General features: G+C 72.2%; 15 protein-coding genes and 1 pseudogene. All 16 read left to right on the forward strand.

Annotation, left to right across the window (positions count from 1 at the left end):
• Positions 1 to 52: 52 nt before the first annotated feature.
• Positions 53 to 328, forward strand: a complete 276-nt coding sequence (locus AB0J67_RS18805; RefSeq protein WP_363483988.1) for a YlxR family protein — start codon at positions 53 to 55, stop codon at positions 326 to 328.
• 223 nt (positions 329 to 551) lie between these two features.
• Positions 552 to 3638 (forward strand): translation initiation factor IF-2, encoded by a 3087-nt coding sequence (infB, locus tag AB0J67_RS18810; protein ID WP_363483937.1) that lies wholly within the window; start codon positions 552 to 554, stop codon positions 3636 to 3638.
• Positions 3639 to 3820: 182 nt separating this feature from the next.
• Positions 3821 to 4837, forward strand: coding sequence for an SAM-dependent methyltransferase (locus tag AB0J67_RS18815; protein WP_363483940.1), 1017 nt, complete (start codon positions 3821 to 3823; stop codon positions 4835 to 4837).
• 21 nt (positions 4838 to 4858) lie between these two features.
• Positions 4859 to 5152, forward strand: a complete 294-nt coding sequence (locus tag AB0J67_RS18820) for a DUF503 domain-containing protein (protein ID WP_363483943.1) — start codon at positions 4859 to 4861, stop codon at positions 5150 to 5152.
• 192 nt (positions 5153 to 5344) lie between these two features.
• Positions 5345 to 5827 carry a 30S ribosome-binding factor RbfA gene (rbfA, locus tag AB0J67_RS18825; RefSeq protein WP_363483946.1) on the forward strand — a complete coding sequence of 161 codons (483 nt, stop codon included), beginning with the start codon at positions 5345 to 5347 and terminating at the stop codon, positions 5825 to 5827.
• Positions 5824 to 6858 (forward strand): bifunctional oligoribonuclease/PAP phosphatase NrnA, encoded by a 1035-nt coding sequence (locus tag AB0J67_RS18830; protein ID WP_363483949.1) that lies wholly within the window; start codon positions 5824 to 5826, stop codon positions 6856 to 6858. The genes rbfA and AB0J67_RS18830 overlap by 4 nt, the downstream gene beginning before the upstream one ends.
• Positions 6859 to 6941: 83 nt before the next feature.
• A complete protein-coding gene (locus tag AB0J67_RS18835; protein WP_363483952.1) occupies positions 6942 to 7349 on the forward strand; it encodes a hypothetical protein in 408 nt (135 codons plus the stop codon).
• Complete coding sequence (locus tag AB0J67_RS18840; RefSeq protein WP_363483955.1) at positions 7346 to 7564, forward strand: DUF6186 family protein; 219 nt, start codon at positions 7346 to 7348, stop codon at positions 7562 to 7564. Before AB0J67_RS18835 ends, AB0J67_RS18840 begins: the two co-directional genes overlap by 4 nt.
• 613 nt (positions 7565 to 8177) lie before the next feature.
• Positions 8178 to 9092 carry a PH domain-containing protein gene (locus AB0J67_RS18845; protein WP_363483958.1) on the forward strand — a complete coding sequence of 305 codons (915 nt, stop codon included), beginning with the start codon at positions 8178 to 8180 and terminating at the stop codon, positions 9090 to 9092.
• Between the two features lie 58 nt (positions 9093 to 9150).
• Positions 9151 to 10493: pseudogene (locus tag AB0J67_RS18850) on the forward strand (MATE family efflux transporter).
• A 62-nt stretch (positions 10494 to 10555) separates the two neighbouring features.
• A complete protein-coding gene (gene truB / locus AB0J67_RS18855) occupies positions 10556 to 11464 on the forward strand; it encodes a tRNA pseudouridine(55) synthase TruB (protein ID WP_363483961.1) in 909 nt (302 codons plus the stop codon).
• Positions 11464 to 12399 (forward strand): bifunctional riboflavin kinase/FAD synthetase, encoded by a 936-nt coding sequence (locus AB0J67_RS18860; protein WP_363483964.1) that lies wholly within the window; start codon positions 11464 to 11466, stop codon positions 12397 to 12399. The genes truB and AB0J67_RS18860 overlap by 1 nt, the downstream gene beginning before the upstream one ends.
• A 258-nt stretch (positions 12400 to 12657) precedes the next feature.
• Positions 12658 to 12927: a 30S ribosomal protein S15 gene (gene rpsO / locus AB0J67_RS18865; protein ID WP_363483967.1), complete on the forward strand. Its 270-nt coding sequence runs from the start codon at positions 12658 to 12660 to the stop codon at positions 12925 to 12927.
• A 230-nt stretch (positions 12928 to 13157) separates the two neighbouring features.
• Positions 13158 to 15485, forward strand: coding sequence for a polyribonucleotide nucleotidyltransferase (locus tag AB0J67_RS18870; protein ID WP_363483970.1), 2328 nt, complete (start codon positions 13158 to 13160; stop codon positions 15483 to 15485).
• Between the two features lie 104 nt (positions 15486 to 15589).
• Positions 15590 to 17020 carry a pitrilysin family protein gene (locus AB0J67_RS18875; protein ID WP_363483973.1) on the forward strand — a complete coding sequence of 477 codons (1431 nt, stop codon included), beginning with the start codon at positions 15590 to 15592 and terminating at the stop codon, positions 17018 to 17020.
• Positions 17021 to 17231: 211 nt separating this feature from the next.
• A complete protein-coding gene (gene dapB / locus AB0J67_RS18880; RefSeq protein ID WP_363483976.1) occupies positions 17232 to 17987 on the forward strand; it encodes a 4-hydroxy-tetrahydrodipicolinate reductase in 756 nt (251 codons plus the stop codon).
• Positions 17988 to 18102 lie beyond the last annotated feature (115 nt).

Genomic DNA, 18102 nt, shown 5'->3' on the forward strand with positions numbered 1-18102 from the left:
TTTCCCGGTGGTACGACGCTCGCGGCCGGGACCGCTTGTGGAGGCCTCTCCCATCACGCCTGTGGCACCTCCGGTGCGCACGTGCGTCGGGTGCAGGCAGCGGGCGTCCGTTACCGAGCTGCTCCGCGTCGTGGCGGTGGCGTCGGGAGCTGACCAGTTCAGTCTCCGACCCGACCCGCGACGCAGATCGACCGGCCGGGGTGCGCATGTGCACCCGACAGCGGCCTGTCTCGAGTCGGCGCTGCGGCGTCGCGCCTTCGGGCGCGCGCTGCGGATCACCGGGGTCATCGACGCCGGTGAGCTGACCGAGGCGATCCACGGATCGTGACACGGTCCGAGGGATCACGACATCGATCCGAAGGATCACCGCCAGACCATCACGGGGTGGCGGACCACCGTAGACGGGCGCCTCATCAGCTCCGTCTGAGGATCAAGCAAGGTAGGACGACCGGCATGGGCACACGATGAAGTCGCAAAAATGATCAGGCTTCAAGTGCACAAGTGAGGTCGCAGCGGGTCACTGCCCGTGCGACCTCGGAGTGAGGAGTGCAGTGGCAGGCAAGGCCCGCGTACACGAGCTTGCAAAGGAGCTCGGCGTCGAGAGCAAGAACGTTCTCGCCAAACTCAAGGAGATGGGCGAGTTCGTCAAGTCCGCGTCGAGCACCGTGGAAGCTCCCGTCGCACGACGGCTGAAGGACGCCTTCGCGGCGGGCGGGGCGGCTCCGGCTGCCCCGAGCGCGCCGTCGGCGCCCCAGGCAGCCGCGGCGACGCCGGCGGCGACCAGCAACGAACCCCGGGTGACGGCGCGTCCGGCACCCCCGAAGAAGCCCTCGGCACCACCGGTGAAGCCGAAGGCACCCGTCTCGATGGTCCCGCCCACCCCGGTCACCAAGCCGGCGAGCGCCCACGACATCGAGGTCGCCGCGGCGGAGGCCCGTGCCTCGGCCCTGAAGGCCGAGCAGGAGGCCGCGGTCCGCGCGGCCCAGCAGGCGGCGAAGCAGCGTGAGGACAGCGGGCGCCCGGACGCCCCGAAGCCCAGCTTCATGCCTCCCCGGCCCGGTTCGTCCGCGGCCGGCGGCGCGCGTCCGGCCGCGCCGAGCGGCCGTCCCGGTGGGCCCGGTGCACCCGGCGGCGACCGCCGCGACGGGCGCCCGTCCGGCCCGCGTCCCGAGGGGGGCCGCGAGCGCGGTCCGCGTCCCGAGGGCGGCGGCCGTGAGGGCCGTCCGGCCACCCCCGGTGGTGGCCGCCCGCCGCGCAGCGGCGGCAACAACCCGTTCGGCATCTCGCAGGGCGGCGGCGCCCCGTCGCGTCCGTCCCCGGCCGGCATGCCGCGTCCCAACCCGGCCTCCATGCCGCCGCGGCCCAGCCCGGCGTCGATGCCGCCGCGGCCCAACCCGGCCTCCATGCCCAGCCAGCGTCCGGCGCGTCCGGGCGGCGGCGCGGGTCGTCCGGGTGGTCCCGGTGGCGGTGCCGGTCGTCCCGGCGGCGGCGGCGGTGGCTTCCGCGGCGGTCCCGGTGGCGGCGGCGGTGGCGGCTTCCGTGGCGGTCCCGGTGGCGGCGGTGGCGCCGGCACGGGCTTCCGTCCCGGTGGCGGTGCGCCCGGTGGCGGCGGCGGTTACCGCGGCGGTCCCGGTGGTGGCACCGGTGGCCCGCCGGCGGGTGGCGCCGGTCGTCCCGGTGGCGGTGCCGGCGGCCGTGGCCGCGGTGGCGGCGCTGCCGGTGCGTTCGGTCGTGGCGGCGGCAAGTCGCGCGGCCGCAAGTCGAAGAAGCAGCGGCGTCAAGAGTTCGACAACCTGTCCGCGCCCACGATGAGCTCGGGTGCGCCGCGGGGCCAGGGGCAGGCGCTCCGGCTGCCGCGCGGCGCCTCGCTGTCGGACTTCGCCGACCGCATCAACGCCAACCCGGGCTCGCTCGTCCAGGAGATGTTCAACCTGAACATCATGGTGACGGCGACGCAGTCCTGCACCGACGACGACCTGATGCTGCTCGGTGAGCACCTCGGCTTCGACGTGCAGATCGTCAGCCCCGAGGACGAGGACCGCGAGCTGCTCGCGCGCTTCAACATCGACCTCGACGCCGACGTCGACGAGGAGCGCCTGGTCAGCCGTCCGCCGGTGGTGACCGTCATGGGTCACGTCGACCACGGTAAGACCAAGCTGCTCGACGCGATCCGCTCGGCCAACGTGGTCGAGGGCGAGGCCGGCGGCATCACCCAGCACATCGGCGCGTACCAGGTGCACGTCGAGCACGAGGGTGAGGACCGCGCGATCACGTTCATCGACACCCCGGGTCACGAGGCGTTCACCGCCATGCGTGCCCGTGGTGCGCAGGCCACCGACATCGTGGTGCTGGTGGTGGCGGCCGACGACGGCGTCATGCCGCAGACGATCGAGGCGCTCAACCACGCCAAGGCGGCCGACGTGCCGATCGTGGTCGCGGTGAACAAGGTCGACAAGCCGGAGGCCAACCCGGGCAAGGTGCGCCAGCAGCTGACCGAGTACGGCCTGGTCGCCGAGGAGTACGGCGGCGAGACCATGTTCGTCGACATCTCCGCCAAGAGCCGTCTCAACATCGACGGCCTCCTGGAGGCGGTGCTGCTGACCGCGGACGCGTCGCTGGAGCTGACCGCTCCGATCGACGGCCACGCCCAGGGTCTGGCCATCGAGGCCCGGCTCGACAAGGGCCGCGGCCCGGTCGCGACGGTGCTGGTCCAGAAGGGCACGCTCAACGTCGGTGACTCGATCGTGGCGGGCAACGCCTACGGCCGCGTCCGGGCGATGCTGGACGAGAACGGCCACCCGCTGTCCGAGGCGGGCCCGGCCCGTCCGGTCATGGTGCTCGGTCTGACCGCGGTGCCGGGTGCGGGTGACACCTTCCTGGCCGCCGACGACGACCGGACGGTGCGTCAGATCGCCGAGCAGCGGCAGGCCCGCAAGCGGGCGGCCGAGCAGGCGAGCCTGCGTGGCCGGGTGTCCCTGGAGAACCTGCTCGAGAAGATCAAGGAGGGCGAGCGCACCTCGCTCGACCTCATCATCAAGGGCGACGTGTCCGGCTCCGTCGAGGCGCTGGAGGACGCGCTGGTCGCGCTGCCGATCCCGGAGGAGATCCAGCTTCGGATCATCCACCGCGGCGTCGGTGCGATCACCGAGAACGACGTCAACCTGGCGTCCGCCTCGGCGAACTCGACCGCGATCATCATCGGCTTCAACGTGCGGCCGATGGAGCAGGCTCGGGATCTGGCCGACCGCGCGGGCGTGGAGATCCGGTACTACACCGTCATCTACCAGGCCATCGAGGAGATCGAGGCGGCCCTCAAGGGCATGCTCAAGCCGGAGTACGAGGAGGTCGCCCTGGGTTCGGCGGAGGTCCGCGAGGTCTTCCGTTCGTCCAAGGTGGGTCTCATCGCCGGCTGTCTCGTCCGGTCGGGCCTGCTGCGCCGCAACGCCAAGGCGCGGGTCGTGCGCGACGGCACGGTCGTGGCGGAGAGCGCCTCGATCGGCTCGCTCAAGCGGTTCAAGGACGACGCGACCGAGGTCCGCGAGGGCTTCGAGTGTGGTCTGACGCTGAACGGCTTCGGCAACCTGCAGGTCGGCGACATCATCGAGACCTTCGAGATGCGCGAGAAGCCGCGGGTGTGAGCTAGGTAGGCGGGGCGGGCTCCCGGCGCACAACGCGCCGAGACCCGCCCCGCCCCATGTCCACCCCACCCCCCGCTATCCGCCGATCTTGCGCGAACGGTGGGTACGACACGCCCGAACCGGGCAAAAGGGCAACAGTTCGTGCAAGATCGTCGTTGGTACAGCGGCGGGAGGGTGGAGTCGTGGGTAGGTATGCACTGCTGGTGGCGCCGTCGGCGAACCGGGTCTACACGCAGTCGGCGCCGGAGCTGATGGCGTCGGAGCTGGCGGTGTTCTCGGAGCGGGCGCTCGGCGGGCGGGTCGAGCCGGCCGAGATCGCGGAGTTCGGCGGGCGGCCGTACCTGTCCTTCGAGGTCGAGGATGGTGGGCTCGGCGCCGAGGACCTGCGCGTGCTGGCGAACCTGTCGTCGGCGTACGCCCTGTTCGAGGTGGTGGGGGACGGTCTGCTCAAGCCGCTGGGCGAGCAGTCGCTGGACCGGTTCGACGACGACCTCATCACCATCCAGAAATACGCCGGCAAGACCAACGAGCACTTCACCAAGCTGCTGCTCAACGTCACCGTGCTGGCCACCTCGTGGGCCGACCAGCTGCTCGCCCGGCGGTTCACGGTGCTCGACCCGGTCGCCGGGCGCGGCACCACGCTCAACCAGGCGCTGATGTACGGCTGGGACGCCATCGGCGTCGAGCTCGACAGCAAGGACGTCGAGGCGTACAGCGCGTTCCTGAAGACGTGGCTCAAGAACAAGCGGATCAAGCACACCACCGAGATGGCGCCGCTGCGCCGCGAGGGCAAGCGGATCGGCCGCCGCTTCGACGCCCGCATCGGCGACGTACGCGACCAGCCCCAGCACCTGACCCTGTTCGAGGCCGACACCACCAACGTGCGCGGCCTGCTCAAGGGCAACACGGCCGACGTGATCGTGGCCGACCTGCCGTACGGCGTCGTGCACGGCAGCCGCAGCGCCAAGGGCCTGGCCCGGGGCCCGCTGGAGCTGCTGGAGGAGTCCCTGCCCGGCTGGCTGTCGCTGCTGCGCCCCGGCGGCGCGGTCGGCCTGTCCTGGAACACCCACGTCGCCCCGCGCGAGGACGCCCTCGACCTGCTGGAGGAGCACGGCCTGGAGGCGGTCGACGCCGAGGGCTTCGAGCACCGCGTCGACCAGGCCATCAACCGCGATATCGTGGTGGCCCGCAAGGTGTGATCTCGCGTACGCTTCACGGTCGTGCATACCGGAACAACCGTTTTCGACCTGTTGCTGCCCGGCGACTCCCGGTCGCTGAAGGAGAAGCGCTCCTACGTGCGCCCGATCATCGCGGCGCTGCGCAAGTACGAGGTCGCCGTGGCCGAGGTCGGCGCCCTGGAGCTGCATGGGCGCACCGAGATCGGGGTGGCCGTGGTCGCCGCCGATGCCGGGCACGTCAACGAGGTGCTCGACCAGTGCGAACGCCTCGTGCTCGGCCGCCCCGAGGTCGAGGTCCTCTCCGTCAAGCGCCGCTGGTACGGCGACGACGACTGAGCCGCCCGCGTCCGGTGGTGTTCGCGTGGTCACAGTGGTCTGAGCTGCGGCTGTGGGCCCGCTCATCTCGCGCGCGTGAGGGTCGGACGTGGCGGGTAGTGTCATGGTGTTGGTTTCGACCCTGGCTCGTCACCGCGCCGGCGTGAGCCGTCGCGTGGCGCGGCCGAGGTCGTCGGTCGCGGAGGTGACGTGATGGCTGATCCGGCCAAGGTGCGCAAGCATGCCGAGCGAGTGCGGGAGCTCGTCGCATCGGCGGTACGTACCCAGATCAAGGACCCCCGCCTGGGGATGATCACTATCACGGACGCGCGGATCACCGCCGACCTGCGTGAGGCCACCGTCTTCTACACGGTGCTCGGCGACGCCGAGGAGCAGGCGGGCACGGCCGCGGCGCTGGAGAGCGCCAAGGGCATGCTGCGCGGCGTGGTGGGCCGGGCCCTCGGCCTGCGCCACTCGCCCTCGCTGGCGTTCGTCTCCGACGACGTCCAGGAGCACGTCAAGCACATCGACGACCTGCTGGCCGAGGCCAAGCAGCGCGACGCCCAGGTGCAGGAGCTCGCCGCCGGTGCGGCGTACGCCGGTGACGCCCAGCCGTACAAGGTCGAGGACGACGAGGACGCGCAGGACGAGGACGACGAGGAGGAGCCTGCGCTGCGCGCGGCAGCCCAGCGGTGAACGCGGCGACGCTGGCGGCCGGCACCGTGGGCCGCCCGACCGAGCAGGACTGGGCCGCGGCCGTGGACGCCGTCCGCACCGGCCTGCGGCCCGGGGCGCGGGTGCTGCTGGTCTGCCACGTCAACCCCGACGGTGACGCGCTGGGCAGCATGCTCGGCTTCGCCCAGGGCCTGCGCCGGCTCGGCGTGACGTCGCTGCAGTGCACGTTCCCGGGCCCGCTGAGCGTGCCCGCGCCGCTGCACATGCCCGCGATGGACCTGCTCGTCCCCGAGGCCGAGGCCGACCCCGCGCCGGACCTGCTGGTGACCTTCGACGCGGCCAGCGAGTCGCGGCTCGGGTCGCTGGTGGACCGGCTGGAGACTGCCACGGTCAGCCTCGTGCTCGACCACCACGCGTCGAACACCGGCTTCGGCAAGGTCTCCCTGGTCGACCCGTACGCCGCGGCGACCTCGGTGGTCGCGGCGGAGCTGCTGCGGCGGCTCGACGTCCCGCTGGACCGGCCCATGGCCGAGTGCCTCTACATCGCGCTGGTGACCGACACCGGCTCGTTCAAGTTCGACCTGACCACGCCCGAGGTGCACGAGCTCGCCGCCCGGCTGGTCGCCACCGGCATCGACGTCGGCGGCATCTCCCGCCGCATCTTCGACAGCCGCCCGTTCGGCGCGGTGCGGCTGTTCGGCGAGGTGATGGGGCGGGCCCAGCTGGAGCCGGAGTCGGCCTGCGGCCGCGGGCTCGTATACGCCGTGGCCACGCTCGACGACCTGGCCAAGCACGACCAGCCGCCGTACGTGCTGGAGGCCCTGATCGACTCCGTGCGCTGCGTCTCCGAGGCGGACGTGGCCCTGCTGCTCAAGCAGGTCGCGCCGCGGGAGTGGGCGGTCTCCATGCGCAGCAAGGGCGGCGCCGACGTCAGCCGGGTCGCGGTCGCGCTCGGCGGCGGCGGGCACCGGCTCGCCGCGGGCTTCACCGGACACGGCAGCGCCGAGGAGATCATCGCCGCGGTACGCGCACGGCTGGCGGAGCAGGGCTAGCCCGCGACGCCCAGCGCACGACGCGCCGCGGACGGGGTGGGAAAGGGCTCCCGGCAGACCGGTCAACGGAGCACAATCGGGTCATGGAACAGCGTCCCGAGCTCGCCGTCGACCCGGTGCGGCCGTGGGCGCGCGCGCAGGTCATGCTGCCCGTGTTCGTGCCGTTCTCGCTGATCGGCGGGCTGCTCCCGTCGTTCTCCCTGGCCGCGAACCTCTACGTGCTGGCACTCGGCGGCGGCATGATGCTGGCCGGCATGTCCTCGCGGCTGCCCCGCCGGGCCGCCCCGCCGACCCTGCTGCCCGGCGTCGCCTGGTGGCTCGTCCCGATCGCGGTGTTCGTGGTCGTCGAGGTGGTCACCTTCGCCCTCGGGTCCACGCACGACTACCCGACGCTCTCCCTGCTGGCCGACCCGCTGCTCGACGGATACCTGCTGCGCAGCCTCGCGTACTTCGGCTGGCTGGCCGGATTCTGGGGGCTGGTGCGCCGATGAGCCTGACCCGATTTCTCGCCATCGCCGGGTTCGTGCTGGCGGGCCTGGCGGTGCTCGCCGTGGAGTGGGCGGCTCGCCGCCCCGACTCGCGGGTGCCGACTGTCGGCGACGTCGCGGCGCTGGTCATGCGCTACGACGTCAGCGGCATCCCGGTCGGCCGCCTGGCCATCCTCAGCTTCTGGTTCTGGCTCGGCTGGCACTTCCTGGCCCGCTAGCCGACCTTCGGTGGAGCTGTCTGCGGCCAGACCTCCTCTGGGACGGGCGACGAAAGATCGCTGTTTCGTGTCGGGATCTCCAGTGAGGCTCCGTATTTCGACACGGGATGGCGATCTTCGCGGGCGGGGCGCGGGGGTGGGAGGAGGGGGATGGGAGCCGGGTGGCTGAGCGGAGATTCAGGGGGAGATTTCCGACTTGGTGTGCGTTAAGGCGGGGTTCAGCAGGTCAGTCGTGATGCCGACGGTCCAGGATGCGGGAACGCCTGTGCAGGATGTGGAACTGAACGATAGTTTTGCCTGCAGCGGTGTTGTTCGCGGTCCCACCCGACCGGCGGCGCCCGTGGCAAGTCACACCGGCGAGAGGCTCGGCGATCCCGAGACGGCGGCGGACGAGAAAAGTGCGGCACGTGCCTCGTGCGCGCGAAATTCACCCGTTGTTCGGAAGGACCGTCCCATGCCCACGTCCAAGAAGCCCCAGCCCCAGCCCACCGACGAGGACCGCGAGCGCGAGCAGGCCCGGCGTGCCCTGCAGACCTCGATGGACACCCGGCAGTAGTCCCACCCGGGCGGAAAACGAACTCGGCGGGGTGATCGCGGCGTCTAGGCTGTCGTGATGTCCTCGACCGCCGTGCCGGCAGAACCCGCCGTCGACGATCTCCTCTCGGCCCTGGCGTCGCAGAACCGCAGGTTGCTGCTCGCGGCCTGGGCCGTCGGCGGTGCCGGGCTGGCTCTTTGCGCCGGCCTCGCCGGGCAGCCCGGCTGGTCGTGGCGGCTGGTCGCCGCCGGCACCGCGCTGGCGACGCTGTTCGCCTACCTCGGCGTGGCCCACCTGCTCTGGCGGGTACGCCGTCCCGCGGCGCTCGCGCCGGTGACCATGCCGCAGGGGTTCACCGCGCTCGGCTCGCCCGTCGCGTACGCGCGTGGCGTGCCGGCGCTGGCCGGTGCCGGGCTCGCGCTCGGGGTCGGGCAGCGGATTACCGCGCTCCTGCTCCTCCTGCTCGCCGCGCTGCTGATCCACTTACAGCCCCGGCTGCTCGTCACGCCCGGCGGGGTGACGGTGCGGCGGGTCCTCTCCCGCTCGCTGCCCTGGGCGCACCTGACCGGTGTCCGGGTGACCAGCCGCGGCGGCATCGCCGAGCTGTCGCTGGCGACGGCCGTGCCGAACCGGCCCGCCGGGACCGTGCGGCTCGCGCTGCCCTCGCTCGACGTCGACCGTGCCTTCCTCGTCCACCTGCTGCTGCACTACCTGGCCGTGCCCGAGGACCGCACCGCCATCGGCGCCCCCGCGGAGCTGTCCCGCCGCCGCGCCACCTTCCCGCGGCCCGCCGTGGACCGGCCGGCCGACGAGCTCGCCGAACTCCTCGGCGAGGACGAGCCACTGCTGACTGAAGGTGAAGCTCACCAGGGTGACCTGGCATCGCTGCTCGGTGAAGCCCACCGTGGTGCGGACGGGTCACTGCCCGATAAGGGCGAACCACCGCTGCGTGAGGGCGTGTCCCTGCGTGTCGATGAGGACGGCCTGCGGTGATCGCGGTCCGGGAGCGAGTGCGCGAGGGCGTGTCCCTGCGTGTCGGTGAGGACGGCCTGTGGTGACCGTGGTCCAGGAGCGTGCCGCTGCGAGCGGATACCGCAGGATCGCCGCGCTCGCTCTGCCCGCGCTGGTCGTGCTGGCCGCCGAACCGCTCTACGTGCTCGTCGACACCGCCGTGGTGGGACACCTCGGCCGGGTGCCGCTGGCCGCTTTGGGCCTGGCGGGGACCGTGCTCGGGCTGGCCGTGTGGCTCGGCAACGTGCTCGCGTACGGCACGACGGGCCGGGCCGCGCGCCGCTTCGGGGCGGGGGACCGGGCCGGCGCGGTCGGCGAGGGCGTGCAGGCGTCCTGGCTGGCCGGGCTCGCGGGCCTGGCGCTGGTCGCCGCCGCGCAGCTGTTCGCGGGGCCGCTGACGAGCGCGCTGTCCGGCAACGGGCCGGAGTCGGCGCAGGTCGCCGCTCAGGCTGCGCTGTGGTTGCGGGTGGCCAGCCTCGGCGCGCCGTTCATCCTGCTGGCGATGGCGGGCAACGGCTGGATGCGCGGCGTGCAGGACACCCGGCGACCGCTGTACTACGTGCTCGGCGCGAACCTCGCCTCGGCCGTGCTGTGCCCGCTGCTGGTGTACGGGCTGGGCTGGGGCATGGTGGGCTCCGCGTGGGCGAACGTGGCGGCGCAGGCGGCCTCCGGCGCCCTGTTCCTGCGCGCGCTGGTGCGCGAGCGGGTGCCGCTCGCGCCGCAGTGGGCGTGCTGCGCCGCCAGCTGTCCGTCAACGGCGCGCTGCTCGTGCGGGGCGCCGCGTTCCAGGCCTGCTTCCTGTCGGCGGCGGCGGTGGCGGCCCGCTTCGGCGCGGCGTCGCTGGCGGCGCACCAGATCGCGCTGCAGCTGTGGTTCTTCAGCGCCCTGGTGCTCGACTCGGTGGCGATAGCGGCGCAGTCCCTGGTCGGCGCGGAGCTCGGGGCGGGCGACACGGCGGCGGCCAAGGCCGTCGCGCGCCGCATCGCCTGGCTCGGCGGCTGGTGCGGGGTCGCGTTCGCCGTGGTGCTGGGGGCGAGCGTCGCGGTGCTGCCCGCGCTGTTCGTCGACGATCCCGCGGTATGGGCGCAGGCCGCGCTGATCTGGCCGTGGTTCGCCGTGCTGCTGCCACTGGGCGGGATCGTGTTCGCGCTCGACGGGGTGCTCATCGGCGCGGGCGACGTGGCGTACCTGCGCAATCTGACCATCGTCGCGGCGGTGGCGGGTTTCCTGCCGCTGACCTGGCTCGCGTACGTCCTCGGCTGGGGGCTGGGCGGGGTGTGGGCAGGCCTGACACTGTTCGTCGTGGTGCGGCTGGTGGCGCTGCTGCTGCGCATGCGCACCGGCGGCTGGGCCGTGCCCAGCCCCGCGCCAGCGGCCCCCTAGGCTGGACGTCTGCGCCGGACCCGCCCGAACCGGTCCGGTGGCCGAGTGCGGCGAGGAGAAGCGTGAGCGGCAGGAAGAACGACCGTCCGGTGACCGACGGGCTGATCGTGGTGGACAAGGCCGGCGGGATGACCTCGCACGACGTGGTCGCCCGGGTGCGCCGCATCGCGGGCACCCGCAAGGTGGGCCACGGCGGCACCCTGGACCCGATGGCCACCGGCGTGCTGGTGCTCGGCGTCGGCCGGGCCACCCGGCTGCTCACGTACGTCGTCGGCACGGACAAGGTCTACCGGGGCACCATCCGGCTGGGGCAGCGCACGGTCACCGACGACGCCGAGGGCGACGTCACCGCGACCGCGCCCACCGGCGACGTGACCGACGACGCGATCCGCGCCGGGCTGGCCGCGCAGACCGGCGAGGTCGACCAGGTGCCGTCCGCGGTCAGCGCGATCAAGGTGAACGGCGTGCGCTCCTACCACCGGGTCCGGCAGGGCGAGCAGGTCGAGCTGCCCGCGCGCCGGGTGACCATCTCCCGGATCGACGTGTCCGGGATCACCCGGCTGGACGACGTGATCGACGTCGAGGTGGAGGTGGCCTGCTCGTCGGGCACCTACATCCGGGCGATCGCCCGTGACCTGGGCGCAGCGCTGGGTGTCGGTGGTCACCTCACCGCGCTGCGGCGCACCGCCGTGGGCGGGTTCACCCTCGCCGAGGCGTACACCCTGGAGAAGCTCGCGGAGCTCGCCGACCCGGTGGCGCTGCCGCTCGCGCAGGCCCTGGGCCGCGCCATGCCGGTGCGCACGGTCGACGCGGACGCGGCGAAGATCGTGTCGCACGGCGGGCCGCTGCCCGCCGTCGGTCAGACCGGGCCGTACGGTGTGGTGGGCCCGGACGGGGCCGCGCTGGCCGTGATGTCCGAGCGCGGCGGCCGGGCCAAAGCGGAGATCGTCCTGGTGGGAGGCGAGCAGTGATGCAGCGTTGGCGGGGGTACGACGCGGCGCCCGGCGGCTGGGGCCGCTCGGTGGTGACCATCGGCGTCTTCGACGGCGTGCACACCGGGCACCAGCAGACCATCGGCCACGCCGTGAAGAAGGCCCGCGAGCTGGGCCTGCCCGCGGTGGTGCTGACCTTCGACCCGCACCCGTCCGAGGTGGTGCGCCCCGGCTCGCACCCGGCCGTGCTCACCCCGCCGCTGCGCAAGGCCGAGCTGATCGAGGGCCTCGGCGTGGACGTGCTGTGCGTGCAGCCGTTCACGCTGGAGTTCTCGAAGCTCGACGCCGACCGGTTCGTGCACGACGTGCTGGTCGAGCACCTGCACGCGGCGCTGGTCGTGGTGGGGGAGAACTTCCGCTTCGGCCACCGCGCCGCCGGGGACGTGGAGCTGCTGGCCAAGCTCGGCCGCACGTTCGGCTTCGCGGTGGAGTCGGCGCCGCTGGTCACCGGCGACGGCACGATCTTCTCGTCGACGTACGTGCGGGCCTGCGTGGACGCGGGCGACATCGAGACGGCCGCGGCGGTGCTGGGCCGCCCGCACCGGCTGGAGGGCGTCGTGGTCCGCGGCGACCAGCGCGGCCGCGAGATCGGCTACCCGACCGCGAACCTGATGGTGGCCAAGTACGCCGCCGTGCCCGCCGACGGGGTGTACGCGGCCTGGCTGGTGCGCGGCAACGACCGGCTGCCGGCCGCGGTGTCCATCGGGACCAACCCGACGTTCTCCGGGCAGGACCGGCGGGTGGAGGCGTACGTGCTGGACTTCGCCGGTGACCTGTACGGCGAGCGGCTGGCCCTGGACTTCGTCAGCCACCTGCGGCCGACGCTGAAGTTCGACGGCATCCCGGCACTGGTCGAGGCCATCGACGACGACGTCGCCCGCACGCGAGCCGTCCTGGGCGTGCCGAAGCCGTAGGATCGGCGGCTTTCCGCGGATCGAAGATCGGTGGGATGTGTCGTGATCTGCACTCGAACCGCAGTTCCTGACACGGAACGGCGATCTTGACGTTGAGGCGGCGCGCCGCGTGATGCGCCGGGTTTGCGTATCCCGTGGGGGTGGTATCCCACCTCCTGGTAGCCTTGACTCGACGCCGGGTTACCGGTGTCGGCCTCGTATGCCCTGCCCGACGCCGTGGGGATATTGAGGTGGCAAAAACCCACAGTTAGGGAGAACATGGCGCTCGACGCTACTGTCAAGACCCAGATCATGGCGGACTACGCCACCGTCGAAGGGGACACCGGCTCGCCGGAGGTCCAGGTGGCCGTCCTGACCAAGCGGATCCAGGATCTGACCGAGCACCTCAAGGTGCACAAGCACGACCACCACAGCCGTCGTGGTCTGCTGCTGCTCGTCGGCCGCCGCAAGCGGCTGCTGGCGTACCTGCAGAAGACGGACATCGCCCGCTACCGTGCGCTCATCGAGCGCCTCGGCCTGCGCCGGTGACTTGACGGGGGAGCGGCGCCAGTCGCTCCCCCGACGTTTGACCAGACATTTGGCACGCACCCGCCGTCGGGGGATATCCGGCGCTGGCGCAAGCAACACACCCAGAGCCGGTATGGGTCGGTCCTCGGTAGTGGTGTCCGGAGCGAGCTCCGGGCACTTCGATCGAAGACCGACTGTCCCACCCGAGTACGGGTCGCTCGCGTGCCGCGACAGAAGGAGCACAAAGCTTCATGACCGAGCACAACCTCGGCGAACAGACCAGCAAGGCCGTGATCGACAACGGGTCGTTCGGGACCCGCGAGGTCATCTTCACCACCGGTCGCCTGGCCCGCCAGGCCGCCGGATCCGTCATCGCCCAGCTGGGCGACACGGTGGTCCTCTCCGCGACCACCGCCAGCAAGCAGCCCAAGGACCAGTTCGACTTCTTCCCGCTGACGGTGGACGTCGAGGAGCGGATGTACGCCGCCGGCCGGATCCCGGGCTCGTTCTTCCGGCGGGAGGGCCGTCCGTCCGAGGACGCGATCCTGACCTGCCGCCTGATCGACCGGCCGCTGCGCCCGTCGTTCGTCAAGGGCCTGCGCAACGAGGTCCAGGTCGTCGAGACGATCCTGTCGCTCGACCCGGCCCACCCGTACGACGTGGTCGCGATCAACGCGGCCAGCATGTCCACCAAGCTGTCCGGCCTGCCGTTCAGCGGCCCGATCGGCGCCACCCGGGTGGCGCACATCGACGGTCAGTGGGTGGCCTTCCCGACCCACGCCGAGCTGGAGCGCGCCACCTTCGACATGGTCGTGGCGGGCCGCACGCTCGAGGACGGCGACGTCGCCGTCATGATGGTCGAGGCCGAGGCGACCGAGAACACCGCCAAGCTGGTCGCGGGCGGCGCGCAGGCGCCGACCGAGGAGATCGTGGCCGGTGGCCTGGAGGCGGCGAAGGTCGCCATCCGCGAGCTGTGCCGGGCGCAGAGCGAGCTGGCCGCCGTCGCGGCGAAGCCGGTGACCGAGTTCCCGGTGTTCCTGGACTACCAGGACGACGTGTACGCGGCCGTGAAGGCGGCGGCTGGCGGCGAGATCGCCGAGGCTCTCAAGATCGCCGGCAAGGCCGATCGCGAAGAGGCCCTCGACCTGGTCAAGGAGAAGGTCGTCGGCCAGGTCGCGCCGCAGTTCGAGGGTCGCGAGAAGGAGGTCTCGGCCGCGTTCCGGTCGGTGACCAAGTCCGAGGTGCGCAACCGCGTGCTGCGCGACGGCGTCCGCATGGACGGCCGTGGCCTGCGCGACATCCGCCAGCTCACCGCCGAGGTGCAGGTGCTCCCGCGCGTGCACGGCTCGGCGCTGTTCGAGCGCGGCGAGACCCAGATCCTGGGTGTCACCACGCTGAACATGCTGCGCATGGAGCAGGCGCTGGACACGCTGTCGCCGGCGAAGACCAAGCGCTACATGCACAACTACAACTTCCCGCCGTACTCGACCGGTGAGACCGGCCGGGTGGGCTCGCCCAAGCGCCGCGAGATCGGCCACGGCGCGCTGGCGGAGCGGGCGCTGATCCCGGTGCTGCCGTCGCGCGAGGAGTTCCCGTACGCCATCCGGCAGGTGTCGGAGGCGTTGGGCTCCAACGGCTCGACCTCGATGGGCTCGGTCTGCGCGTCCACGATGTCGCTGCTGAGCGCCGGTGTGCCGCTGAAGGCGCCGGTCGCCGGCATCGCCATGGGCCTCATCTCCGACGAGGTCGACGGCAAGACCCAGTACGTGACGCTGACCGACATCCTCGGTGCCGAGGACGCGTTCGGCGACATGGACTTCAAGGTCGCCGGCACGCCGGAGTTCGTCACCGCCCTGCAGCTGGACACCAAGCTCGACGGCATCCCGTCGGACGTGCTGGCCGCCGCGCTGCAGCAGGCGCACGAGGCGCGCCAGACCATCCTCGGCGTGATGGCCGCGGCCATCGCCGCGCCGGGCGAGATGAGCGACTACGCGCCGCGGGTCACCACGGTGAAGATCCCGGTCGACAAGATCGGTATGGTCATCGGCCCGAAGGGCCAGACCATCAACGCGATCCAGGACGAGACCGGCGCCGAGATCTCCATCGAGGACGACGGCACGATCTACGTCGGCGCGACCGACGGCCCGTCGGCGCAGGCCGCCGTGGAGCGGATCAACGCCATCGCGAACCCGACCCTGCCGAAGGTGGGCGACCGCTTCCTGGGCACTGTGGTGAAGACGGCGGCGTTCGGCGCCTTCGTCTCGCTGACCCCGGGCCGCGACGGCCTGCTGCACATCTCCAAGGTGGGCGACGGCAAGCGGGTCGAGCGGGTCGAGGACTTCCTCAACGTCGGCGACAAGGTCGAGGTCGTCATCGCCGACATCGACGCGCGCGGCAAGGTGTACCTGGACAAGATCGGCCCCGACGGCAACCCGATCGTCTCCGACAAGGCGCCCCGTGAGGGTGGCGACCGCGGTGGCGACCGGGGCGGCGACCGCGGCCCGCGCAGCGACCGCGGCGGCGACCGTCCGGCTCGCAGCGACGACGGCGAGCGCCGCCGGCGCACCCGCCGCGAGTGACCGCTCGTCGGTGACCAGCAGGAACAGCTAGAGACACAGCCCGCGGGGAAGACTCCTTCCCCGCGGGCTGTGCCCGTTACCAGCACTGAGGAACCGTGCCGCCCATGTCTTCCGCACTCACCGCCTCCGGCGACCCCGTGCCGCAGCCCACCGGATCCGCCCCCGCGGCCCGCCGCGCCGAGCAGCCGGGTGCCGCCTCCGGCGAGCAGACCCGCGCCGCGAAGCGGCCGGTCACCCGTACGGTCGACGCCGACCCGCTCGGCGGCACGGTGCGGCGTACCGTGCTGCCCAACGGCATGCGGATCCTGACCGAGGCCGTGCCCGCGATGCGCAGCGTCACCTTCGGCATCTGGGTCGGCGTGGGCTCCCGCGACGAGGCGCCGCAGCTCGGCGGGGCCTCGCACTTCCTGGAGCACCTGCTGTTCAAGGGCACCCGCAAGCGCTCGGCGCTGGACATCTCGGCGCAGATCGAGGCCGTCGGCGGGGAGACCAACGCGTATACCGCCAAGGAGTACACCTGCTACTACGCGCGGGTGCTCGACGAGGACCTGCCGCTGGCCATCGACGTCATGTGCGACGCGGTCGCGGACTCGGTGCTGGCCGAGGCCGACGTGGAGACCGAGCGCGGGGTGATCCTCGAAGAGATCGCCATGCACGCCGACGAGCCGGGCGACGAGGTGCACGACCTGCACGCCGAGGTGCTGTACGGCGACCACCCGCTGGGCCGGCTGATCTCGGGCACCACCGAGACCATCACGCCGATGACCCGCAAGCAGATCAACAGCTTCTACCGCCGCCGGTACACCCCGCCGGTGATCGTGGTGGCGGCCGCGGGCAACCTCGACCACGCCACCGTGGTCAAGCTGGTGCAGCAGAGCTTCGCCGGCACGCCGCTGGGCGACGACGCGCCCGCCGCCGAGCCGGAGCCGACCCGCTCGCACCTGCACCGGGTCAAGCACCGCCCGGCGGGCACCCTGGTCCGCGAGGACGACACCGAGCAGGCGCACCTGGTGCTCGGCGGCCCCGCCCTGCACCGCCACGACGACCGCCGCTTCGCCCTCGGCGTGCTGAACAACGTGCTCGGCGGCGGCATGTCCAGCCGCCTGTTCCAGCAGGTCCGCGAGAAGCGCGGCCTGGCCTACTCGGTGTACTCCTACACCTCGCAGTACGCCGAGGCGGGCAGCTTCGCGGTGTACGCCGGCTGCGCCCCCGCCAAGGCCGACGAGGTGCTCGCCCTGATCCGCCAGGAGCTGGCCGACGCCGCCGCCCACGGCATCACCGCCGAGGAGCTGCGCCGCGGCAAGGGCATGCTCAAGGGCTCCCTCGTCCTGGGCCTGGAGGACACCGGCTCCCGCATGAGCCGCCTGGGCAAGGGCGAGCTGCTCCACGGCGACCTCATGTCGGTGGACGAGCTGCTGCGCCGCATCGACGCCGTCACCCTCGACGACGTGAACCACATCGCCGCCAAGATCCTCACCGTCCCCATGTCCCTCGCCGTGGTCGGCCCCTTCGAAGACTCCGCCTTCACCCTCTGACCCACCTGCCCCACCTGCGGCTGCCGGCTGTGTTGATCATGAACTTGTGGCACGGTTCGGCGGCGTGTCGTGTCCACCACATCATGATCGATCGGCGCTGGTGGTGGGCCCCGGGCGGTGGTGGGCGGGCCGGCGGGGAGAGTGGCGGCACACCGTGGGACATGCGCGTGGGTGGCGGTGGGGGTGCGGCCGGATCCGCTAGGTTGGGCGCGTGACTGAAGCAGTGGAGCCGTTGCGCGTCGGCGTGCTGGGTGCCCGGGGCCGGATGGGTGCCGAGGTGTGCCGGGCGGTCGACCAGGCCGAGGACCTCGACCTCGTCGCGATGATCGATCAGGGCGACTGGCTGTTCAACGCGTCGGATGCCGGAGCCCAGGTGGTCGTGGACTTCACCACGCCCGACGTGGTGCTGGACAACCTGCACTGGTGCATCGACCAGGGCATCAACGTGGTGGTGGGCACCAGTGGCTTCACCGACGAGCGCATCGCGCAGGTGAAGGGCTGGCTGGACGGCAAGCCCGGCGTCGGCGTCGTGATCGCGCCCAACTTCGGCATCGGCGCGGTGCTGATGATGGAGTTCGCGGAGCGGGCCGCCCGCTACTTCGACTCGATCGAGATCATCGAGCAGCACCACCCGAAGAAGCTCGACGCCCCCAGCGGCACCGCGCTGCACACCGCCCGGCTGATCGAGCAGGCCCGCAAGGCCGCCGGCAGCCCCGCGATGCCCGACGCGACCACCGACGAGATGCCCGGCGCCCGCGGCACCGAGGTCGGCGGCGTACGCATCCACAGCGTCCGCGCCGCCGGTCTGGTCGCCCACCAGGAAGTGCTCTTCGGCACCACCGGCGAGCTGCTCACCATCCGCCACGACTCCTTCGACCGCGTCTCCTTCATGCCCGGCGTCCTGCTCGCGATCCGCGAGGTCGTCAACCGCCCCGGCCTAACCCTCGGCCTCAACCCCCTCCTCTGACCCACCCCACCACCCCGCCCAAGATCGCGTCGATCTTGCGTGCGCGACCGGGCCGTGCCGCCAGTCGAACAGCTCGGCGCGCAGCCCTTCGCGGGTGGTGCGGTCGTTGGCCGCG

This window comes from Catellatospora sp. NPDC049609 (assembly GCF_040675365.1).
Lineage (GTDB): Bacteria > Actinomycetota > Actinomycetes > Mycobacteriales > Micromonosporaceae > Catellatospora.

What these genes read in the sequence shown, in the direction of transcription:
- AB0J67_RS18845 (WP_363483958.1), top strand. Translation starts at nt 8,178, where the DNA reads ATGTCCTCGACCGCCGTGCCGGCAGAACCCGCCGTCGACGATCTCCTC.
- rbfA (WP_363483946.1), top strand. Translation starts at nt 5,345, where the DNA reads ATGGCTGATCCGGCCAAGGTGCGCAAGCATGCCGAGCGAGTGCGGGAG.
- AB0J67_RS18840 (WP_363483955.1), top strand. Translation starts at nt 7,346, where the DNA reads ATGAGCCTGACCCGATTTCTCGCCATCGCCGGGTTCGTGCTGGCGGGC.
- AB0J67_RS18835 (WP_363483952.1), top strand. Translation starts at nt 6,942, where the DNA reads ATGGAACAGCGTCCCGAGCTCGCCGTCGACCCGGTGCGGCCGTGGGCG.
- AB0J67_RS18875 (WP_363483973.1), top strand. Translation starts at nt 15,590, where the DNA reads ATGTCTTCCGCACTCACCGCCTCCGGCGACCCCGTGCCGCAGCCCACC.
- rpsO (WP_363483967.1), top strand. Translation starts at nt 12,658, where the DNA reads ATGGCGCTCGACGCTACTGTCAAGACCCAGATCATGGCGGACTACGCC.
- AB0J67_RS18860 (WP_363483964.1), top strand. Translation starts at nt 11,464, where the DNA reads ATGCAGCGTTGGCGGGGGTACGACGCGGCGCCCGGCGGCTGGGGCCGC.
- AB0J67_RS18870 (WP_363483970.1), top strand. Translation starts at nt 13,158, where the DNA reads ATGACCGAGCACAACCTCGGCGAACAGACCAGCAAGGCCGTGATCGAC.